At 69.9% G+C, this 17414-nt stretch carries 21 protein-coding genes; 12 read left to right on the top strand and 9 right to left on the bottom strand.

Translation table 11 applies throughout. The features are described from left to right. Positions 1-110: 110 nt before the first annotated feature. From ATM97_RS24975 to ATM97_RS24960, 4 genes are all read left to right on the top strand, one after another. Complete coding sequence (locus ATM97_RS24975) at positions 111-725, top strand: FHA domain-containing protein (protein ID WP_218720628.1); 615 nt, start codon at positions 111-113, stop codon at positions 723-725. A 126-nt stretch (positions 726-851) separates the two neighbouring features. Then, positions 852-1442, top strand: a complete 591-nt coding sequence (locus ATM97_RS24970) for a DUF1772 domain-containing protein (protein ID WP_218720627.1) — start codon at positions 852-854, stop codon at positions 1440-1442. An 81-nt stretch (positions 1443-1523) separates the two neighbouring features. Next, positions 1524-2462: a triacylglycerol lipase gene (locus tag ATM97_RS24965; RefSeq protein ID WP_255588353.1), complete on the top strand. Its 939-nt coding sequence runs from the start codon at positions 1524-1526 to the stop codon at positions 2460-2462. Between the two features lie 280 nt (positions 2463-2742). Further along, the gene (locus ATM97_RS24960; protein WP_218720626.1) at positions 2743-5310 is read left to right on the top strand and encodes an ATP-dependent Clp protease ATP-binding subunit; all 2568 of its coding nucleotides are present in this window, start codon (positions 2743-2745) and stop codon (positions 5308-5310) included. A gap of 62 nt (positions 5311-5372) precedes the next feature. On the opposite strand, the gene ATM97_RS24955 is transcribed toward ATM97_RS24960, so the two are convergent. After that, positions 5373-5888, bottom strand: a complete 516-nt coding sequence (locus ATM97_RS24955) for a YfbM family protein (protein ID WP_218720625.1) — start codon at positions 5886-5888, stop codon at positions 5373-5375. A 140-nt stretch (positions 5889-6028) separates the two neighbouring features. On the opposite strand from ATM97_RS24955, the gene ATM97_RS24950 reads away from it, so the two are divergent. Continuing rightward, positions 6029-6235 carry a hypothetical protein gene (locus ATM97_RS24950; protein ID WP_218720624.1) on the top strand — a complete coding sequence of 69 codons (207 nt, stop codon included), beginning with the start codon at positions 6029-6031 and terminating at the stop codon, positions 6233-6235. Here ATM97_RS24950 and ATM97_RS24945 read toward each other — a convergent pair. Together ATM97_RS24945 and ATM97_RS24940 are read right to left on the bottom strand one after the other, a co-directional pair. After that, on the bottom strand, positions 6229-7026 hold the full coding sequence (locus tag ATM97_RS24945) for an LLM class flavin-dependent oxidoreductase (RefSeq protein WP_218720623.1): 798 nt from the start codon (positions 7024-7026) through the stop codon (positions 6229-6231). The genes ATM97_RS24950 and ATM97_RS24945 overlap by 7 nt on opposite strands. A gap of 9 nt (positions 7027-7035) precedes the next feature. Further along, positions 7036-7305 carry a hypothetical protein gene (locus ATM97_RS24940; RefSeq protein WP_218720622.1) on the bottom strand — a complete coding sequence of 90 codons (270 nt, stop codon included), beginning with the start codon at positions 7303-7305 and terminating at the stop codon, positions 7036-7038. 153 nt (positions 7306-7458) lie between these two features. Here ATM97_RS24940 and ATM97_RS24935 point away from each other — a divergent pair, with 153 nt between their 5' ends. Next, on the top strand, positions 7459-8298 hold the full coding sequence (locus ATM97_RS24935; RefSeq protein ID WP_218720621.1) for a helix-turn-helix domain-containing protein: 840 nt from the start codon (positions 7459-7461) through the stop codon (positions 8296-8298). A 1-nt stretch (position 8299) separates the two neighbouring features. Here the strand turns inward: ATM97_RS24935 and ATM97_RS24930 are convergent, their stop codons facing one another. From ATM97_RS24930 to ATM97_RS24920, 3 genes are all read right to left on the bottom strand, one after another. Then, positions 8300-9490 (bottom strand): MFS transporter, encoded by a 1191-nt coding sequence (locus tag ATM97_RS24930; protein WP_218720620.1) that lies wholly within the window; start codon positions 9488-9490, stop codon positions 8300-8302. A 208-nt stretch (positions 9491-9698) separates the two neighbouring features. Then, positions 9699-10382, bottom strand: coding sequence for a response regulator transcription factor (locus ATM97_RS24925; protein WP_218720619.1), 684 nt, complete (start codon positions 10380-10382; stop codon positions 9699-9701). Beyond that, positions 10379-11677 carry a histidine kinase gene (locus tag ATM97_RS24920; RefSeq protein ID WP_308248608.1) on the bottom strand — a complete coding sequence of 433 codons (1299 nt, stop codon included), beginning with the start codon at positions 11675-11677 and terminating at the stop codon, positions 10379-10381. Before ATM97_RS24920 ends, ATM97_RS24925 begins: the two co-directional genes overlap by 4 nt. 212 nt (positions 11678-11889) lie before the next feature. Between ATM97_RS24920 and ATM97_RS24915 the strand changes: the two genes are divergently transcribed. Together ATM97_RS24915 and ATM97_RS24910 are read left to right on the top strand one after the other, a co-directional pair. Beyond that, a complete protein-coding gene (locus tag ATM97_RS24915) occupies positions 11890-12783 on the top strand; it encodes an ABC transporter ATP-binding protein (RefSeq protein ID WP_218720618.1) in 894 nt (297 codons plus the stop codon). Continuing rightward, complete coding sequence (locus ATM97_RS24910; RefSeq protein WP_218720617.1) at positions 12780-13640, top strand: ABC transporter permease subunit; 861 nt, start codon at positions 12780-12782, stop codon at positions 13638-13640. Before ATM97_RS24915 ends, ATM97_RS24910 begins: the two co-directional genes overlap by 4 nt. 3 nt (positions 13641-13643) lie before the next feature. Here the strand turns inward: ATM97_RS24910 and ATM97_RS24905 are convergent, their stop codons facing one another. After that, entirely contained in the window at positions 13644-14126 is a 483-nt protein-coding gene (locus ATM97_RS24905; RefSeq protein ID WP_218720616.1) for a DUF4240 domain-containing protein, read from the bottom strand. 31 nt (positions 14127-14157) lie between these two features. After that, entirely contained in the window at positions 14158-14766 is a 609-nt protein-coding gene (locus tag ATM97_RS24900; RefSeq protein ID WP_218720615.1) for a TetR/AcrR family transcriptional regulator, read from the bottom strand. Positions 14767-14875: 109 nt separating this feature from the next. Here ATM97_RS24900 and ATM97_RS24895 point away from each other — a divergent pair, with 109 nt between their 5' ends. From ATM97_RS24895 to ATM97_RS24880, 4 genes are all read left to right on the top strand, one after another. Beyond that, positions 14876-15529, top strand: a complete 654-nt coding sequence (locus ATM97_RS24895; protein WP_218720614.1) for an FMN-dependent NADH-azoreductase — start codon at positions 14876-14878, stop codon at positions 15527-15529. Further along, positions 15526-15846 carry a multidrug efflux SMR transporter gene (locus ATM97_RS24890; RefSeq protein WP_189029701.1) on the top strand — a complete coding sequence of 107 codons (321 nt, stop codon included), beginning with the start codon at positions 15526-15528 and terminating at the stop codon, positions 15844-15846. The genes ATM97_RS24895 and ATM97_RS24890 overlap by 4 nt, the downstream gene beginning before the upstream one ends. Before the next feature lie 55 nt (positions 15847-15901). Continuing rightward, the gene (locus ATM97_RS24885; RefSeq protein ID WP_255588351.1) at positions 15902-16348 is read left to right on the top strand and encodes an SRPBCC domain-containing protein; all 447 of its coding nucleotides are present in this window, start codon (positions 15902-15904) and stop codon (positions 16346-16348) included. Between the two features lie 82 nt (positions 16349-16430). Then, a complete protein-coding gene (locus tag ATM97_RS24880; protein WP_218720613.1) occupies positions 16431-16868 on the top strand; it encodes an OsmC family peroxiredoxin in 438 nt (145 codons plus the stop codon). Positions 16869-16925: 57 nt separating this feature from the next. Here the strand turns inward: ATM97_RS24880 and ATM97_RS24875 are convergent, their stop codons facing one another. Then, positions 16926-17384, bottom strand: coding sequence for a hypothetical protein (locus ATM97_RS24875; RefSeq protein ID WP_218720612.1), 459 nt, complete (start codon positions 17382-17384; stop codon positions 16926-16928). Positions 17385-17414: the final 30 nt, after the last annotated feature.

The following is a 17414-nucleotide window of genomic DNA, read 5'->3' as shown; positions in this document are numbered from 1 at the left end:
GTACATGGGTAACTCACCGGGTACGGGCGAACTGGCGACGCTGTCACCGCCGCCCGCCGACGTTTCTGTCGACGCGCACGAGTCCGGCCTGAATCGCGGAGAGGCGGGACATGTCTAGTTCTTTTCTACGGTATACCGATGACACCGGGCGGCAGCACGAGCTGGCGCTCGAGCCCGAGCAGCAGCGGTTCACCATCGGCCGCAATGTGCAGGCCGACCTCGTCCTCGGCTGGGACGCCGAGGTCTCCCGGCTGCACGCCGCCGTCGAATACCTGGGCGCGCACTGGACCATCGTCGACGACGGTCTGTCCCGCAACGGCACCTTCGTCAACGGTGAGCGCCTGATCGGCCGGCGCAGGCTGAGTCCGGGCGACCGGATCCGGGTCGGCACCACGCTGGTGCATTTCTTCGATTTCGGCGGGGTCGTCGACGACGCGACGCACACCGCGTCCGGCTCCATTCCGACCATGCGCTCGCTGACCGAGACCCAGCGCGCGGTGCTGATCGCGCTGTGCCGCCCGTACAAGCACGGCACCGGCTTCGCCACGCCCGCCTCCAATCAGCAGATCGCCGAGGAATTGTTCCTTTCCATCGACGCGATCAAGACCCATCTGCGCGCGCTGTTCGCGAAATTCGGGGTGGAGAACCTGCCGCAGAACCAGAAACGCACCCGGCTGGCGGCGCTGGCCATGCAGAGCGGGATGATCTCCGACCACGATCTGTGAGGTCGCGACGCTCGCGCAGGTGCGTGAGCGTCTGAACCATGTCGGCGAGCCGCGTGACACTGTTGACTTACTCGTAACACCGGAGCACACGGATCGAGCTCCGGAACACGAGTCAGGAGACAGCACATGTTCGCACTTCGGATGGCCGCCATGGTTCTGGCGCTGCTCAGCACCGGCCTGATCGCGGGCGTGTTCTACGCCTACGCGATCTCGGTGATGCCGGCCCTGGCGCGGACCGGCGATCGCACGCTGATCGACGTCATGCAGAAGATCAACGTCGTGATCATCAACCCGTGGTTCATGCTCGGCTTCCTCGGCACGGTCGGGTTCACGGCGCTGGCCGCGGCCCTGACGCTCGGCAAGGAGCACCGGAGCACGCTGATCTGGCTCGGGGTCGCCCTGGCGCTCAACGTGATCGCCTTCGCCGTCACCTCGGCGCTGAACGTGCCGCTCAACGACGCGCTCGCCGCGGCGGGCGACCCGTCGGCGATCGCCGACACCGCGGTCGTGCGTGCCGATTTCGAGGCGGCCTGGGTCCGCTGGAACATCGTGCGCGCGGTGCTGCACACGGCGGCGTTCCTGGTGCTGTGCGGCGCGCTGTTCGCGGCGGGCGTGCAGCAGGGGAAGACGAGTTCGCCGGCCGCCGGGCAGCCGGTCGCGCAGGCGATGGTCGCGCCGATGGCCGGTGGCTACGCGCCCGCGCCGTTCCAGCGTTGATGGCGATCTGCCAATAGGGCCACGCGATCACTAGAACGTGTTCCATGATGATCGGAACACGTTCTAGTGAGGAGTCGTTTCATGCGACGTAGTTCGAGATCGTTGCTGGTACTGGCCGCTGCCGCACTGCTGGCCTGGGGGAACGCGGGCACCGCCGCCGCCGAGTACCCGGTCGACTACAACTTCTTCGCCGGGATCGCCCCGGAACTCACCACGCCCGGTGGATCGCTACCCGGCGCGAACGATCCGGGGTGCGTCCTCTCGGCCGAGCATCCGAATCCGGTGGTGCTGCTGCACGGCACCGGCGGTGGGGGACAGACGAATTGGGGCGTGTACGCCCCGCTGCTGGCCAACGAGGGCTACTGCGTCTACTCGTTCACCTTCGGCGCCTACGGGCTGCCCTGGCCGGTCTCGGCGATCGGCGGGATGCGTCCGATCGAGCAGAGCGCCGCCGAGGTGTCGGCCTTCGTCGACGGGGTGCTCGCGCGCACCGGCGCCGCGCGGGTCGACTTCGTCGCCCACTCGCAGGGCAACATCGTCGGCAACTACTACATCAAGCGTCTCGGCGGCGCCGCCAAGGTCGACAAGCTGGTCGGCATCGCCCCACCCTGGCTCGGCACCAACGCGCTCGGCGCGGGCGATATCGCGGCCTACAGCCGCGCGCTGGGCGCCGGTCCCGCCTTCGACGCGGTCGCCACCTCGCTGTGCCAGGCCTGCGGGCAGATGCTCACCGGCGACGAGTTCATGGTCGCCCTCAACGCCGACGGGGTGTACAGCCCGCAGGTCACCTACACCAATATCGTCTCCGCGCTCGACGAGCTGGTCGTGCCGCACACCTCCGGTCTCGTGCCGGGTCCGAACGCCACGTCGGTGGTCGTCCAGGACGGCTGCGCCCAGGACTACTCCGAACACATGGCCATCGCCGGCAGCCCCCGCGCGGCCGGTCACGTCCTCAACGCCCTGGATCCGGCCCGTCAGGCCCCGGTCCCGTGCGAGTTCGTGCCCCCCTTCACCGGCTGAGGCCGTCACCCCGGCGACATATTTCGCTGTAGGCAAAACTCTGAGGGAAACGAATGCCGCGACGTGCGCGTTATGAGTGAATGACCATGTTGCCGCCGGTCATCAATAGGGTGGACCGGCGGCGGCGGAATCCCCTGCCAACTAGAGTGGAGGCGGGGGCCGCAACCCCCGGGCTTCATGGCAGGCTGACGGCGACAGTTGTCGGTCCGACGCCCTAGGTTGTACCGAGCACACTGCGGCGTCTGTTGCCAGAATGTCGGAGCAGGAGAGTGAGGGAGCGATGTTCGAGAGGTTCACCGACCGCGCGAGGCGTGTCGTTGTCCTGGCCCAAGAAGAGGCCCGGATGCTCAACCACAACTACATCGGCACCGAGCACATCCTGCTTGGGTTGATCCACGAGGGCGAGGGCGTGGCGGCGAAGTCGCTGGAGTCCCTTGGCATCTCGCTGGAGGGTGTGCGCAGCCAGGTCGAGGAGATCATCGGTCAGGGCCAGCAGGCGCCGTCCGGTCACATCCCCTTCACCCCGCGTGCCAAGAAGGTGCTGGAGCTGAGCCTGCGCGAGGCGCTGCAGCTCGGCCACAACTACATCGGTACCGAGCACATCCTGCTCGGTCTCATCCGCGAGGGCGAGGGCGTCGCCGCCCAGGTTCTGGTCAAGCTCGGTGCCGACCTGAACCGCGTCCGTCAGCAGGTCATCCAGCTGCTGTCCGGGTACCAGGGCAAGGAGCCCGTCGAGGGTTCCGGCTCGCGTGGTGAGGCGGGCACTCCGTCCACTTCGCTGGTGCTCGACCAGTTCGGCCGCAACCTCACTCAGGCCGCGCTCGAGGGCAAGCTCGATCCCGTCATCGGCCGCTCGAAGGAAATCGAGCGCGTCATGCAGGTGCTGAGCCGCCGCACCAAGAACAACCCGGTCCTGATCGGTGAGCCCGGTGTCGGTAAGACCGCGGTCGTCGAGGGCCTGGCGCAGGCCATCGTCAACGGTGAGGTCCCCGAGACCCTCAAGGACAAGCAGCTCTACACCCTCGACCTGGGTTCCCTGGTCGCGGGCAGCCGCTACCGCGGTGACTTCGAAGAGCGCCTGAAGAAGGTGCTCAAGGAGATCAACACCCGCGGCGACATCATCCTGTTCATCGACGAGCTGCACACGCTCGTCGGTGCGGGTGCTGCCGAAGGCGCCATCGACGCGGCCTCGATCCTGAAGCCGAAGCTGGCCCGTGGCGAGCTGCAGACCATCGGCGCGACCACTCTCGACGAGTACCGCAAGTACATCGAGAAGGACGCCGCCCTGGAACGCCGCTTCCAGCCGGTGCAGGTCGGCGAGCCGACCGTCGAGCACACCATCAACATCCTCAAGGGTCTGCGCGACCGCTACGAGGCGCACCACCGGGTGTCCATCACCGACGGTGCCCTGGTCGCCGCCGCGACGCTGGCCGATCGCTACATCAACGACCGGTTCCTGCCGGACAAGGCGATCGACCTCATCGACGAGGCGGGCGCGCGCATGCGCATCCGCCGGATGACCGCGCCGCCGGACCTGCGCGAGTTCGACGACAAGATCGCCGATGCCCGCCGCGAGAAGGAGAGCGCGATCGACGCGCAGGACTTCGAGAAGGCCGCGCGCCTGCGGGACAAGGAGAAGCAGCTCGTCGCCAAGCGCGCCGAGCGCGAGAAGCAGTGGCGTTCCGGTGATCTGGACGTCGTGGCCGAGGTCGACGACGAGCAGATCGCGGAGGTGCTGGCCAACTGGACCGGCATCCCCGTCTTCAAGCTCACCGAGGAGGAGACCACCCGTCTGCTCCGCATGGAGGACGAGCTGCACAAGCGGATCATCGGCCAGGAGGATGCCGTCAAGGCCGTCTCCAAGGCGATCCGCCGCACTCGCGCCGGCCTGAAGGATCCGAAGCGCCCCTCGGGCTCGTTCATCTTCGCCGGTCCGTCCGGTGTCGGTAAGACCGAGCTGTCCAAGGCGCTGGCGAACTTCCTGTTCGGCGACGACGACGCGCTCATCCAGATCGACATGGGCGAGTTCCACGACCGCTTCACCGCGTCGCGGCTCTTCGGTGCCCCTCCCGGGTACGTGGGCTACGAAGAGGGCGGCCAGCTCACCGAGAAGGTGCGCCGCAAGCCGTTCTCCGTGGTTCTGTTCGACGAGATCGAAAAGGCGCACCAGGAGATCTACAACACCCTCCTGCAGGTGCTCGAGGACGGCCGTCTCACCGACGGTCAGGGTCGTACGGTCGACTTCAAGAACACCGTGCTGATCTTCACCTCGAACCTGGGCACCTCCGACATCTCCAAGGCCGTCGGCCTGGGCTTCACCCAGTCCAACGCCGAGGGGTCGAACTACGAGCGGATGAAGCTCAAGGTCAACGACGAGCTGAAGAAGCACTTCCGCCCCGAGTTCCTCAACCGCATCGACGACGTGATCGTGTTCCACCAGCTCACCAGCGAGCAGATCGTGATGATGGTGGACCTGATGATCAACCGCGTCGCCAAGCAGCTGAAGAACAAGGACATGGCGATCGAGCTGACCGACCAGGCCAAGAGCCTGCTCGCCAAGCGCGGTTTCGACCCGGTCCTGGGTGCGCGTCCGCTGCGTCGCACGATCCAGCGCGAGATCGAGGACCAGCTGTCGGAGAAGATCCTCTTCGGCGAGATCGGCGCGGGCCAGACCATCGTGGTCGACGTCGAGGGCTGGAACGGCGAGGGCCAGGGCGAGGACGCCAAGTTCACCTTCGCCGGCAAGGCGAAGCTGACCAAGGCTCCCGCGGGCGACGACAAGCCCGAGGTCGTCCTGACCGGCGCTGCCGAGGGCACCGCGCCCGAGGCCGCCGCCTCCGGCGAGTAACCAGCTGAACCGAACGAAGCCCGCTCCTGGATTTCCAGGGGCGGGCTTCGTCGTTCGATCGGTCAGCCGAAATGCTGGAGGAAGCCGGACCCGCGCTCGGCGGCGTATCGGAACACGTGCTCGAGGCCGTCGTAGTGGTGGCGCAGGTAGTGCAGTCCGCTCTCGCCGTCGCGGACCCAGATGTTCGGGTACACCTCCGCCGCGTCCATCGCCGCAGGATCGAAGAACAGGGCCAGCTCGTCGAACGGGTAGCGGCCGAGGACCTTCGCCGTGGCGGACACGTCGTCCGGGTGCCAGGCGAAATAGTTGTCATCGGCCAGCGGACGGCCGGTCTCGATCAGATCGATCCCGATATTCGCCTGGGCCAGCAGGTATTCCAAGCCGGCCCACGCCTTGTCGAGGTAGCCGCTCGGTCCGCCGTCCTGGACCCGCAGGCCGTCGAGAAAATCGTCCGGCCACTCGGTCGTCGTGGCCAGCCGCTCCAGCTCCACGGCACTCACCCTGGTGAACGACATGATCACCCCCATGGAGAACTCCTTTTCCGCCCGGTGATGTCCGCCGAAGCTAGCAGTGGTCACCGACACCGCGCGCACGGTATCGAATCCGGCTGGGCGCCGCGATCTTTCGCTCGGGCCGATTGCTAGGTTCGTCGATGTGTTCGGGTGGGTAAAGGCGCGTGGCGCCGCAGTGATCGTGCGAGCGCGCCGACGCGAGCCGGGTGCTGCGCGCCGCGGCGCCGACGCTGCGCGCCCAGCCGTTCGAGGCGCCCTTCTTCACCTACACCGCCAACAGCCAGCAGTACCTGAACGGCGACGGCATGAAGCTCGACCTGTCCAAGGCGACCGTCACGGTGACCGACGATCCGCAGAATCCGCGCTACATCGTCGGTCTCGTCGTCGAGGCCTACTGGAGCGCCATCTACTGACGCCCGAGCGCGAGGTCGAGGATCGGCGCGAACGCCTCGGTCAGTTCGCCGGGGACGATCAGTTCGTCGATTCCGTAGCGCGCGCTGCGGGATTCGAGGATGTCCACAGCCGCCTGGGGATCGCTGGGGAGAAGTCCGGCGGCGCCCGCGTCGCGGAGCTTGTCCGCGGTGTGGCCGAGGCGGGCGCTGAGCCAGTGCGGCAATCGCTCACCGACACCGACCAATTGGAGGGTGCACCGCACGTCGCGGTCGGTGTGTTCGGCGATCGCGGCGACCATGTCGGCCAGTTCGTCCTCGGTGGCATCCGGGGCGGCGGCCAGCAGGATCCGGTCGGCGTGAGCGGCCGCGGTGGCGAGCATGCGCGGGCCGTTCGCGGCGATCACGAGCGGCGGGGCCGGGTCGACCTGCGCCCGTATCGCGGTCGCGGTGTCGATCAGATGCCGTCGTCGTTCGCTCGCCGAACCCCAGGGCATGCCGAGCCTTTCGGCCTCGCCGCGGGCGTCGGGGCGGCCGGTGCCGAGGCCCAGCTCGAATCGGCCGTCCGAAAGCAGTTGTAGCGCGGTGACTTCCCGCACGGTCGCTCCGATGGTGCGCAAGGGCGCCGCGAGGACGTTGGGCCGCAGTCGCAGCTGCGTCGTCACCGCGGCCGCAGCGGCCAGCGGGGGCAGTGGTGAGGGGGTGGAGAGCGTGTCCGGCAGCAGGACGGTGGCATAGCCCCGCTGCTCGGCGTCGACCACCGCGCGCGTCCACTGGGCCCCGGACCGGGGCGTCAGCACGATCCCGAATCGCATCGCGATCTCCTACTTCTGCTCGCGACGGCGAGGTTCGCTGAGCACGGCGAGCCTGCTGCGGTACTCGGACTCGCTGATCTCGCCCCGGGCGAACCCGGTGCGTAGCGCCCCGATCCCGCCGCCGCGCCCCGCGCACCGCCTGCGTGCGAAGAACAGCACGGCGATCACGGTGATCCAGAACAGCAGCGGGAAGATCCAGAAGAAGGGCCAGGGATGCCAGCCCCCGGCGTAGTGGTCGGCCAGGAGGGTCAGCGTCGTCGCGCTGTCGAAGGTGTTCATGACTTCAGCCTGCTCGCGACGGCCGCCGCGGGCATCGGCCGCGCGACCCGATCCCGGCTACGTCCACGGGCGTAGTGCCGGGCGCTGTTTCGCGGCCGCACCGGCTCCGAGCTGCCTTGGTACCGTGAATCCGTCGGAGATCCCCCCCGGAGGATGTGCACGGTGACGCTGATCGAATCTGGTGCGAGCGGCCTCGACAATGTGCTCGCCGGCCTGCAATGGCGCTTCGCGGGCCGGGACGAATTCGCGCTCACCGCGGGCGGTGGGGAGTTCATCGCCGGTGAGCCGAGCGCGCTCGTGGTGACGGAGGGCCTGGTCCGGGTCGAAGGTCTGGGCACGGCAGAGGATCTGGCCTGCGGTGACTTCCTGTTCGTTCCGCGTGCGGACCGCTTCGCGATCACCGCCCTGTCGGAGGGCACCGTGCTGCGGGTGCGGCTCGCATCGGCCGCGACCAGTGGCGCGATGGACGCGCTGCCGCAGCGGGTGCTGCTCACCGAGTTCGTGCGACACGCGCCACTGGCCGCGACCATGTTCGAGCATCTGGTGCGCGAATGCCCAGATCCGTTCGGTGTGCAGGGCGACCGGGTCGCGACCCTGATCGCGTCGATGGCGATCGAGTCCTGGCATGCGCGCGGGTGCGCGCCCAAGCGCTGGTTGTTGCGGGTGAACGAGCCGGGAGTGGCACGCGCGGTGGCCGCCATGCACGCCGATCCCGGGCAGGAGTGGACGGTCGAGGCGTTGGCGCGGGTCGCGCTGGCCTCGCGGTCCGGGTTCGCGGCGCGGTTCCAGGCGGCCACCGGGCTCACGCCGGGGCGGTATCTGACGAAGCTGCGGGTCGAGCGGGCCCAGGTGTACCTGGCCGAGCACAACGTGTCGGTCGGCGCGGTGGCGCGGCGGCTGGGTTACCGCTCCGAGACCGCGTTCGGCCGGGCCTTCCGCAGGCATACGGGCCACACGCCGTCGCAGTGGCGGCGCGTGGCCCGCTCGGCCTGAGCTAGGACCGCGCGGCGCGGCTGAGCGAGACCCGCACCAGCACGCCGCCGAGCACCGCCGCCAGCGCCGCGAGCCCGTAGGTCGCCGCCAGGCCGATGCTGTCGACCCCGCGTCCGCCGACCGCGGAACCGAGGATGATCGCCAGCTGGAAACCGCCGACCACCAGCCCGCTGCCCGCCTCCATCCGCTCGGGCAGCACCCGCGACACCCACACCTGCACCAGGTTGAGGATGCCGCCGAACGCGCCGCCCCACACCACCACCGCGACATAGCCGAGCACCGGCACCGCGCCGGAGACGACGATCGCCAGCAGCGACAGCCCGATCGCCGTCGGCACCGCGACCAGCAGGACACCGAGCTTGCGGTCGGCCAGCGAGCCGAGCAGGAAATTCCCGAGCAGGCCGCCGACACCGAACAGCGCGAGCAACACCGGAATCGCCGACGGTCCCGCCTCGAGCAATTCGGCCAGCGCGGGCCGGATGTAGGTGAACCCGGCGAAATGCCCGCCGATCACCGCGACCACGCTGACCAGCCCCAACGCGACCCCCGGCGCCCGCAGCGCCGCGCCCATCGCCGCGAACCCGATGCCCTTGCTCGGCGCGATCGGCGGCAACATCACCCGCACCGCCACCGCGGCCACGACGGTCAGTCCCGCCGTCACGACGAACACGGTCCGCCAGCCCGCGTACGTGCTCAGCAGCACGCCCAGCGGCACCCCGGCCACGGTCGCCACGGTGGTGCCCGAGTTCACGATCATCATCGCCTTGCCCAGACGGTGGGCCGGCACCAACTGCGCGGCGATCACCAGCGCCATCGACCAGTACCCGCCGACGGCCACGCCGAGCAGCAGCCGCGCGAGCAGCAGCAGCGCGATATTCGGCGCCACCGCCACCAGCACGTTCGACACCGCGGCGCCGATGGTGAGCACCAGCAGCAGCGTGCGCCGGTCGGCCTTCGGAAACAGCGAGCCCAAACCCAGCGCGGCGAGCAGCGCGGTGAGCGCGGTTGCGCTCACCGCGAGCCCGACCACCCCCTCCGGTACCCGCAGGTCCTCGGCCAGCGCGGTCAGTACTCCCGGTGGCAGGAACTCCGCGGTCACCAGCGTGAAGCTGCCCAGGAACATGGTGAGCAGCGCGGGCCATGCGCGGCGGCCGGTCTCCGGCGCCGCCTCGATGGTCGATGTCGTCGTCATGCCCGGTGCAACAACGTTTCTCGCCCCCGCTCGCGACCCAAACGCCACGGGAACCGACTCGAACGCCAGGCTTCACGCGAAGCTCTGCTGTAGCCCTTCGCCTCGATATCCAGGGGCGCCCGGTGAAGAACAGATCGACACCGGCGGGGACCGTCCGCCGTGCCCGCTTCCCGGCCTCCGGCCTAGCACGTAGTGGGGAGGACCCGGGCTATTGCCAGCCCGGGCGGACCAAACCGGATTCGTAGGCGAGGACGACCAGTTGGGTGCGGTCTCGGGCGTCGAGTTTGGTGAGGATGCGGCTGACGTGGGTGCGGGCGGTGGCGGGGCTGAGATAGAGGCGGGCGCCGATCTCGGCGTTGGTGAGGCCCTCGGCGACCAGGGTCATCACCTCGCGTTCGCGGTCGGTGAGGTCGGCGAGGGCGGCGGGCGGGGGTTGTTTGGCGTGGGTGGAGAACTCGGCGAGCAGGCGACGGGTGACGCCGGGGGAGAGCAGGGCGTCGCCCTCGGCGACCACCCGGACCGCGCGCAGCAGGTCGGCGGGTTCGGTGTGTTTGACCAGGAACCCGGCCGCGCCCGCCCGGATCGCCTCGAAGACGTATTCGTCGAGTTCGAAGGTGGTGAGCACGACGACGCGGACCTCGGCGAGCTTGGCGTCGTCGGCGATCATCCTGGTGGCGGCCAGGCCGTCGAGGATGGGCATGCGGATGTCCATGAGCACCACGTCCGGGACGAGCGCGCGGGTCATCCGCACGGCCTGCTCGCCGTTCTCGGCCTCGCCGACGACCTCGATGTCGTCCTGCGCGTCGAGCAGCGCGACGAACCCGCCGCGCACCAGCGCCTGATCGTCGGCGACGAGCACCCGCGTCTTGGCCGCGCCGGACTGTTCACTCATGCGCTCGCCTCCGTGCCGCCGGACGCGGATCCCGCCTGCGCCGACACCGGCCGGGCGGGCAACCTGGCCGCCACCCGGAACCCACCGGACGGCCGCGGCCCGGCGGTCAGCGCGCCGCCGAGCGCGTGCGCCCGTTCCCGCATCCCGATGATCCCGTTCCCGCCTGCCCCGGTGCGCACGGCCGTACCGGTGGGCCGGGTGTTGTCGACGGTGATGTCCACCGATTCGGGCGTGTAGCGCAGGGTGATCAGCGCGGCGGCGCCCGGCGCGTGCCGCACCACATTGGTCAGCGATTCCTGGATGATCCTGGCCGCCGCCACATCGATCACGCTGGGCAGCTTCTTGGGCGTGCCGATGATCTTGGTATCGACGGCGAGACCGGTCGCGCGGGTGCGTTCCAGCAGGGTGTCGAGGTCGTCGAGCGACGGCACCGGCGCGCGCGGGGCCGGCCGCGGCGGCGGGACGGGTGCGACCGGCGGCGGCGAATCGGCCACGGCGGCACCGGTATCGACGGGTTCGGTCACCACGGGCGCGACCGGCGCACCGCTACGGATGGCGTGCAGCAGGGTGTGCACCTCGGCCAGCGCCTCCTTGGAGGTGGTCTTGATGGTGGCCAGCGCCGCCGCGGCCTGCTGCGGTTTGCGGTCGAAGAGTTCCAGCGCCACCGAGGACTGCACATTGATCAGCGAAAGACTGTGCGCGAGGACATCGTGCAGTTCCCTGGCGATGGCCAGCCGCTCCTCGCTGGCGGCCCTGGCCCGCTGCGCCTCGTCGTCGCGGCGCGCCGCCTCGGCCCGTTGGCTGCGCGCGACCACGACGGCGCGCCGCTGCCGCACGCCCTCGGCGATCGCGACCAGGATCCCCATCCAGGCCAGCAGCCCGAAGACCTGCCAGGCGCCGGTCTCGCGCCCGAGCAGCGCGGGTACCGGCCAGACCATGGTCAGGTAGCCGACCACGACCAGAGGATAGGTACGCCAGCGTGATCCGTTGACCGCCGCGCTCACGAACGCGATCACCAACGACAGGAAGATCGGCCCGTACCCGTAGTCGCGCAGCACATACGCCACCGCCGCCAGCAGCGCGACCAGCAGCACCGGCTCGGGCAGCAACCGCCGGAAGCCGAGCGCGATCGGACCGGCGAGCAGCAACAGATACGCGAACGCGTCGAGCGAACGCACGCCGGTCTGATGCGCGTTCGCCCCGGAACTGCCGGCCAGCTGGATCAGCGCGACCACACCAGCCAGGCCCCAGTCCTGAACGACCGAGCCACGCTCCCACTTCGCAGACGCTCCCACCTCTGTCACCCTATTGCGTGGTCGCGCCGCTCGCGTCGGCCTGCGCCCGTAATTCCGGCGCGAACCCCGTCACCACGCCGGATCGGCCGCTCGGGCGCCCGCCGAGGCGAATATTCAGCGGCGCGGACGCCGAGGGTAGGCCGCGCGGCGTAGCGCGGGAGACGCTGCGCGACGGATGCCCGAGGACCCCCGTCGCGCGGATTCTGATTCCCATGAACGATTCGATCGTGGTCACCGACGGGCTGACCAAACGCTATGGCGCCCACCTCGCGGTGGACGCGGTGAGTATGCGGGTCGCCGCGGGGGAGATCTACGGCTTCCTCGGCCCCAACGGCGCGGGCAAGACCACCACCCTGCGCATGCTGGCGGGCCTGATCCGGCCCAGCTCGGGCACCGCCCTGGTGCGCGGCCTGGCCCCGGGCGACCCGGCGGTGCTACGCCGCATCGGGGTCCTCATCGAGGGCCCCGGCTTCTACCCTTACCTCTCGGGCCGCGACAACCTGCGCGTGCTCGCCCGCTACCGGGGCCATCGCGCCGCCGACGTCGAGCGGGCGCTGGCCCGGGTGGGCCTGGCCGACCGCGCCGACGACCGTTTCCGCACCTACTCGCTCGGCATGAAGCAGCGCCTCGGCGTCGGCGCGGCCCTGCTCGGCGACCCCGATCTGCTGATCCTGGACGAGCCGACCAACGGCCTCGACCCCGCCGGACTGGCCGAAATGCGCACGCTCATCGTCGATCTGGCCGCCGACGGGCACACCGTGCTGCTGTCGAGCCATCAGCTCGCCGAGGTGCAGGAGATCTGCCATCGGGTCGGCGTGATCTCCGGCGGCCGGCTGCTCGCGGAGTCGACCGTGGCCGAATTGCGGGGCAGCGCAACGCTGATCGTGCGCGCCGAACCCGCCGACAGCGCGCTCACGGCGATCCGCGCCGTCGCACCCGCCCGGGCGAGCGTCGACGGGATCAGGGTCGAGACGACGGCCGCGACGGCGCCCGCGGTGGCGCGCGCGGTGGTGGCGGCGGGCGCCGATCTGCTGGAACTGCGGGTCGACGAGAAATCCCTGGAGGAAGTGTTCTTCGAGATGACGGCTGTGGAGGTCGCGAAATGACCGGTGTGACAAGGGATCTGTGGGCGAGCATGCGCGCGGAGGCGGTGCGGCTGGGTCGCTGGCCCGCCTTCTGGATCGTCCTGGGCGTCTGGCTCCTGCTGAACCTGACCTTCGCCTACCTGTTCAACTACCTCGCCTACACCTCGGGGGAGGGCGGCGCCATGTCCGACGGCCTGCCCCGCGACGTCCTGCTCGGCCAGCTCTTGCCCGCCGCTGTCCCCGAGGTCTTCACCCAGGGTATGGCGATGTTCGGCGGCGCGCTGATGCTGGTGCTCGGCGCGCTCGCGGTCGGTAGCGGCTACGGCTGGGGCACCTGGAAAACCGTCTTCACCCAGGGCCCGAGCCGTCCGGCGGCCATCGGTGGGCTGCTGCTGAGCCTGCTGGTCGTGGTGGTCGCGCTGGTCTGCGCGGCGTTCGCCGTCGATCTCGGTGTCGCCTCGCTCATCGCGGTGAGCGAGGGCCGACCGCTGGTGCTGCCGACGCTGACGCGATCCGTGCTCGGCATCGGTTCCGGCGCGGCCATCCTGGGCATGTGGACGCTGGCCGGCGCCCTCGTCGGCGCGATCGCCCGTGGTCCGGCGCTCGCCGTCGGCCTCGGCCTGATCTGGGTGCTCGTCGTCGAGAACCTGCTGCGCGGAGTGGCGGGCGTCTTCGGTCCGATCGAGACGGTCACCGACCTGCTGCCGGGTACGGCCGCGGGTTCGCTGGCGGGCGCGATGCGCACGGTCGGCGGCCCGGCGACCCCCGGTGTCCTCGACATTCTCAGCCGCGGCGAGTCACTGGCCCTGCTCGGCGCGTACGTGCTGGTCTTCGGCGGCGGCACGATCTGGCTGATGACGCGCCGCGACCTGACCTGACGCTCAGGGCCACCCGACCGGGTTCGACACCGACTCGCGGGAGATGCCCGAATCCGTCTCGGGGAATCCACCGTAGAGCTTGTCGTGCAGGTGGGCGAAGAAGTAACACAGCTCCTCGCACTCGGCGTCGGGCACGGCGACCTCCGGGTCGGCGCGCACGGCGTCGTAGTGGTCGCGGCCCATGGCGACGATGAAGCCGCGGGCGTACAGGAAACCGTCGTCGGAGCCGTCGGTGATGGCCTGGATGTCGGCGCGGTCGATCTCGTAGAGCGCCCGCTCGGCGACGCGATCCAGGGCGGTCAGTTCGGCGCTGGTGAAATCGGTGCTCAGCGAGCGCAGGGCATCGATGAACCGGCCGAGGAGGTCGTGGTCGTACTCGCCGTCGAGCAGGGCGCGCCGGGAATCGGCGGAACCAGCGCGCTCCCAGGCGGTTTCGATCAGAGCCCAGAATCGGGCGGCTTCGGTTTCGGTCGGAAGTGTCGTCACCCGCGTGACGGTAGCCGCAGGGACCGACAGTTCAGGGCCGGTCGAGCAGCTTGTGGGCGAGCACGCTCAGCCCGTCGACGATCTGCGCCGCCGACAACCCGCGCTCGCGCTGTTGCAGATAGACCTCGGCGGCCAGCGGTGCGAGGACCGGGTCGACCAGGGAATCCGGGTGGGCTACACCGGCGTCGACCAGCAGCGCCCGGACATGCGCCGACCAGAACCCGTAGGCCCCGGTCGCGAAGCGCGCCCCACCGGTCTCGGCTCCGAGGACGAGATGCGCGTGGGCCGTGAGCAATTCGATCATCGCGGCATAGAACGCCGCGAGCCGCTGCGCCGGCGGCGCGCCCGGGCCCAGCGGCGGGTCGCCACGCAGGAGGTGTTCCTGCAGCGTGCGCTCGTGTTCGTCGAGCAGGGCGACGGCGATGGCGGTGCGGTCGGGGTAGCGGCGATAGAGGGTGCCGCGGCCGACGCCCGCCGCCTTGGCGATGTCGTCCATGGTGACCGTGCGCGGGTCGCGGGTGGCGAAGAGTTCGGCGGCCGCCGCCAGCACCTTGGCCCGGTTGCGGGCCGCGTCGGTGCGCTCGGCGGGCTGCGGTGCGTCCAGCGCCGCGCCGGTGAGCAGGTCGGATCGAGGCTCCATGCGCTCGACTGTAGCCCAGAATCGAATATGTGGACAAGCTGTCCACTTGTGTCCTATGGTCGGGACATCAACAAGCGGACATGATGTCCAGTTCTCGAAAGGCTCGGCCATGACACACCTGCTGCACCTCGACGCCAGCGCTCGTCCCCACTCGGTCAGCCGCAGGCTCGGCGCGGAATTCGTCGAGTCCTGGCGCGCCGCGGAGCCGGACGGCCGCTACACCTACCGCGATCTGGCGACCGATCCGGCGCCGTTCATCGGCGAGGGCTGGACCGAGCTCTGTGACGCCGTCCTCGCCGCGGGTAGCACCGACCTCGACCGGCTCCCGGAACTGGCCGTGACACCCGCCGCCCAGGCCGCGTGGCAGATCGTGGAACCGCTGCTCACGCAGGTGCTCGCCGCCGACGTGATCCTCATCGGCACCCCGATGTACAACTACTCGATTCCGGCCACGCTCAAGGCCTGGCTCGACCAGATCACCTTCCCGCGAATGTCACTGGGGGAGCGCAGGTTCGTGGTGGTCAGCGCGCGCGGCGGCGCCTACTCGCCGGGTGCGCCCAAGGCCGCGTTCGACTATCAGGAGCGCTACCTGCGCGACTTCTTCGCCGGCCACTACGCCGTCACCGACACCGTGTTCGTCCACGCCGAACTCGCCAACGCCGTCCAGGATCCGAACCTGGCCCACCTGCGCGACGCGCACGAGGCCTCGCTCGCCGCGGCGCTGACCGACGTTCGCCTGCTCGCCAAGGATTACGTGAAATGAGCTGGGTAGTACTCGGCCTCGCCGGCCTCGTCGAGATCATCTGGTCGCAGACCATCAAACCCACCGAGAACTTCACCAAACTGGGGCCGACGCTGCTGTGCATCGCGCTCGGATCGCTCGCGGTGTATCTGCTCTCGCGGGCCATGCACACCCTGCCCGTGGGCACCGCGTACGCGGTGTTCACCGGGATCGGCGCGCTCGGCGCGATCAGCCTCGGGGTCCTCGTGCACAAGGACCCGCTCAGCGCGGGCCGGATGCTGGCGCTGGCGCTGATCCTGGGCGGGATCGTGCTGGCCCGCGTCACCAATCCCGAGTGACGCTGTCGCGCACCCGATGCGGCGAACGGCCGGTCCGAGCCGGTAAGGTCGGCTGATGGACCAGCCAGTTCGCCCCCCGGATCTGTCTGCGCGACCGCACGAGCTCACGGTCGAGCGCGTGATGAAAGCCTCGCCCAGTCTGCTCTACGCGGCCTGGACCCAGGGCCTGGACCTGTGGCTGGCGGTTCCCGGATCGGTGCTCGGACGGCCCGGCGTCAACGAACCCCTGTACTTCGACACCGGCACGGCCGACAAGCGCAATCCGCACTACGGCCGCATCCTGCTGCTGGAGCAGAACCGCCGGGTCGAGTTCACCTGGGTCACCGCCGCCACCGACGGCGTGGAGACCGTGGTCGCGGCCGAATTCCTCAAGCAGCCCCGCGGTATCCGGCTGCGCCTGCGGCACTCCGGGTTCCCCACCGCCGCTATCCGCGACCTGCACCAGCAGGTGTGGCCGGAGATGCTCGAACGCCTCGACGAAGTCACCGGTACCGTCGCCTGAGGCGCGAACCCGGGCCGGATCGAGCCGGGATCCGAGTAGGTTCGTCATCGGACGCAACACCCAACGAATCGAAAGGATCGGCATGCCGACTCGTAGCGCACGCACCCTCTGGGCAGGCGGACTGCAGGATGGTTCCGGGCAGGTCGAACTGGTCAGCTCCGAGGTGGGCAAGTTCGACGTGACCTTCCCGCGTCGCGTGGCCGACGCCGCCGATGGCACCAGCCCGGAAGAGCTGATCGGCGCCGCGCATTCGTCGTGCTACTCGATGGCGCTGTCGGCCGAGATCGCCAACGCGGGCGGCACGCCGGAGAGCCTGGACGTCACCGCCGATGTGACGCTGGGCCCGGACCCGGCCGGCGGCTTCCGGATCAGCAAGATCAAGCTGACCGTGCGCGCCGTCGCCGCCGGTCTCGACGCCGAGGGCTTCTCCGCCGCCGCGACCGCCGCGAAGAACGGCTGCCCGGTCAGCAAGGCCCTGGCGGGTGTGGCCGAGATCGAGCTGGACGCCGCACTGATCTGATCACCCTGGTGGGCGGCATCTGGGACGCAGATGCCGCCCACCGGCGCGTCCGCCGGGCTAGCGCTGGGTGAACCAGCGGTGCGCCGCCGGCGTGTACATGGCTGGAATCGCGATAACCACCGCCAGGACGTGGACGGTACGGCAGCCGGCCAGCACCGCCGACGACGGCGACAGCCCGGCGAACAGCGCGCCGAAATCGTCGGTGGACAGCAGGACCGCCAGCGGCTCGATGATCAGCGAGACCAGGCCGACCACGCCGATCCCGACGGTGAGCAGCGCCCGCGCGACGCGACTGCCGTGCACCATGTACAGCGCTACCGCCGCGACGACGAGATAGATCGCCAGCCGCGGCAGCAGCCCCGACGCGGTCGCCGCGAACTCACCCCCGCCACGCACGGCGCGCAGCAGTCCTTCGGCGGCGCCGGCGGCGAGCGCGGTGACGAGACCGCCGAACGCGACACTCACCGCGCGCGGCCGGGAGTCGGAAACGGAAACGGAAAAGGCAGTGCCGGTCATGTCACCGACACTGCCTTCACGCGATACCCG

The sequence above is a fragment of the Nocardia sp. MH4 genome (assembly GCF_019266065.1).
GTDB classification, from domain to species: domain Bacteria; phylum Actinomycetota; class Actinomycetes; order Mycobacteriales; family Mycobacteriaceae; genus Nocardia; species Nocardia canadensis.
The sequence above is the reverse complement of the archived record's forward strand: the minus strand, read 5'-3'. Positions and strand labels throughout refer to the sequence as shown.

Excerpts from the sequence above, each read along its gene's own strand:
- ATM97_RS24975 (WP_218720628.1), top strand. The coding sequence starts at position 111 with ATGTCTAGTTCTTTTCTACGGTATACCGATGACACCGGGCGGCAGCAC.
- ATM97_RS24970 (WP_218720627.1), top strand. The coding sequence starts at position 852 with ATGTTCGCACTTCGGATGGCCGCCATGGTTCTGGCGCTGCTCAGCACC.
- ATM97_RS24965 (WP_255588353.1), top strand. The coding sequence starts at position 1,524 with ATGCGACGTAGTTCGAGATCGTTGCTGGTACTGGCCGCTGCCGCACTG.
- ATM97_RS24960 (WP_218720626.1), top strand. The coding sequence starts at position 2,743 with ATGTTCGAGAGGTTCACCGACCGCGCGAGGCGTGTCGTTGTCCTGGCC.
- ATM97_RS24945 (WP_218720623.1), bottom strand. The coding sequence starts at position 7,026 with ATGCGATTCGGGATCGTGCTGACGCCCCGGTCCGGGGCCCAGTGGACG.
- ATM97_RS24940 (WP_218720622.1), bottom strand. The coding sequence starts at position 7,305 with ATGAACACCTTCGACAGCGCGACGACGCTGACCCTCCTGGCCGACCAC.
- ATM97_RS24935 (WP_218720621.1), top strand. The coding sequence starts at position 7,459 with ATGTGCACGGTGACGCTGATCGAATCTGGTGCGAGCGGCCTCGACAAT.
- ATM97_RS24930 (WP_218720620.1), bottom strand. The coding sequence starts at position 9,490 with ATGACGACGACATCGACCATCGAGGCGGCGCCGGAGACCGGCCGCCGC.
- ATM97_RS24925 (WP_218720619.1), bottom strand. The coding sequence starts at position 10,382 with ATGAGTGAACAGTCCGGCGCGGCCAAGACGCGGGTGCTCGTCGCCGAC.
- ATM97_RS24915 (WP_218720618.1), top strand. The coding sequence starts at position 11,890 with ATGAACGATTCGATCGTGGTCACCGACGGGCTGACCAAACGCTATGGC.
- ATM97_RS24910 (WP_218720617.1), top strand. The coding sequence starts at position 12,780 with ATGACCGGTGTGACAAGGGATCTGTGGGCGAGCATGCGCGCGGAGGCG.
- ATM97_RS24900 (WP_218720615.1), bottom strand. The coding sequence starts at position 14,766 with ATGGAGCCTCGATCCGACCTGCTCACCGGCGCGGCGCTGGACGCACCG.
- ATM97_RS24895 (WP_218720614.1), top strand. The coding sequence starts at position 14,876 with ATGACACACCTGCTGCACCTCGACGCCAGCGCTCGTCCCCACTCGGTC.
- ATM97_RS24890 (WP_189029701.1), top strand. The coding sequence starts at position 15,526 with ATGAGCTGGGTAGTACTCGGCCTCGCCGGCCTCGTCGAGATCATCTGG.
- ATM97_RS24885 (WP_255588351.1), top strand. The coding sequence starts at position 15,902 with ATGGACCAGCCAGTTCGCCCCCCGGATCTGTCTGCGCGACCGCACGAG.
- ATM97_RS24880 (WP_218720613.1), top strand. The coding sequence starts at position 16,431 with ATGCCGACTCGTAGCGCACGCACCCTCTGGGCAGGCGGACTGCAGGAT.
- ATM97_RS24875 (WP_218720612.1), bottom strand. The coding sequence starts at position 17,384 with ATGACCGGCACTGCCTTTTCCGTTTCCGTTTCCGACTCCCGGCCGCGC.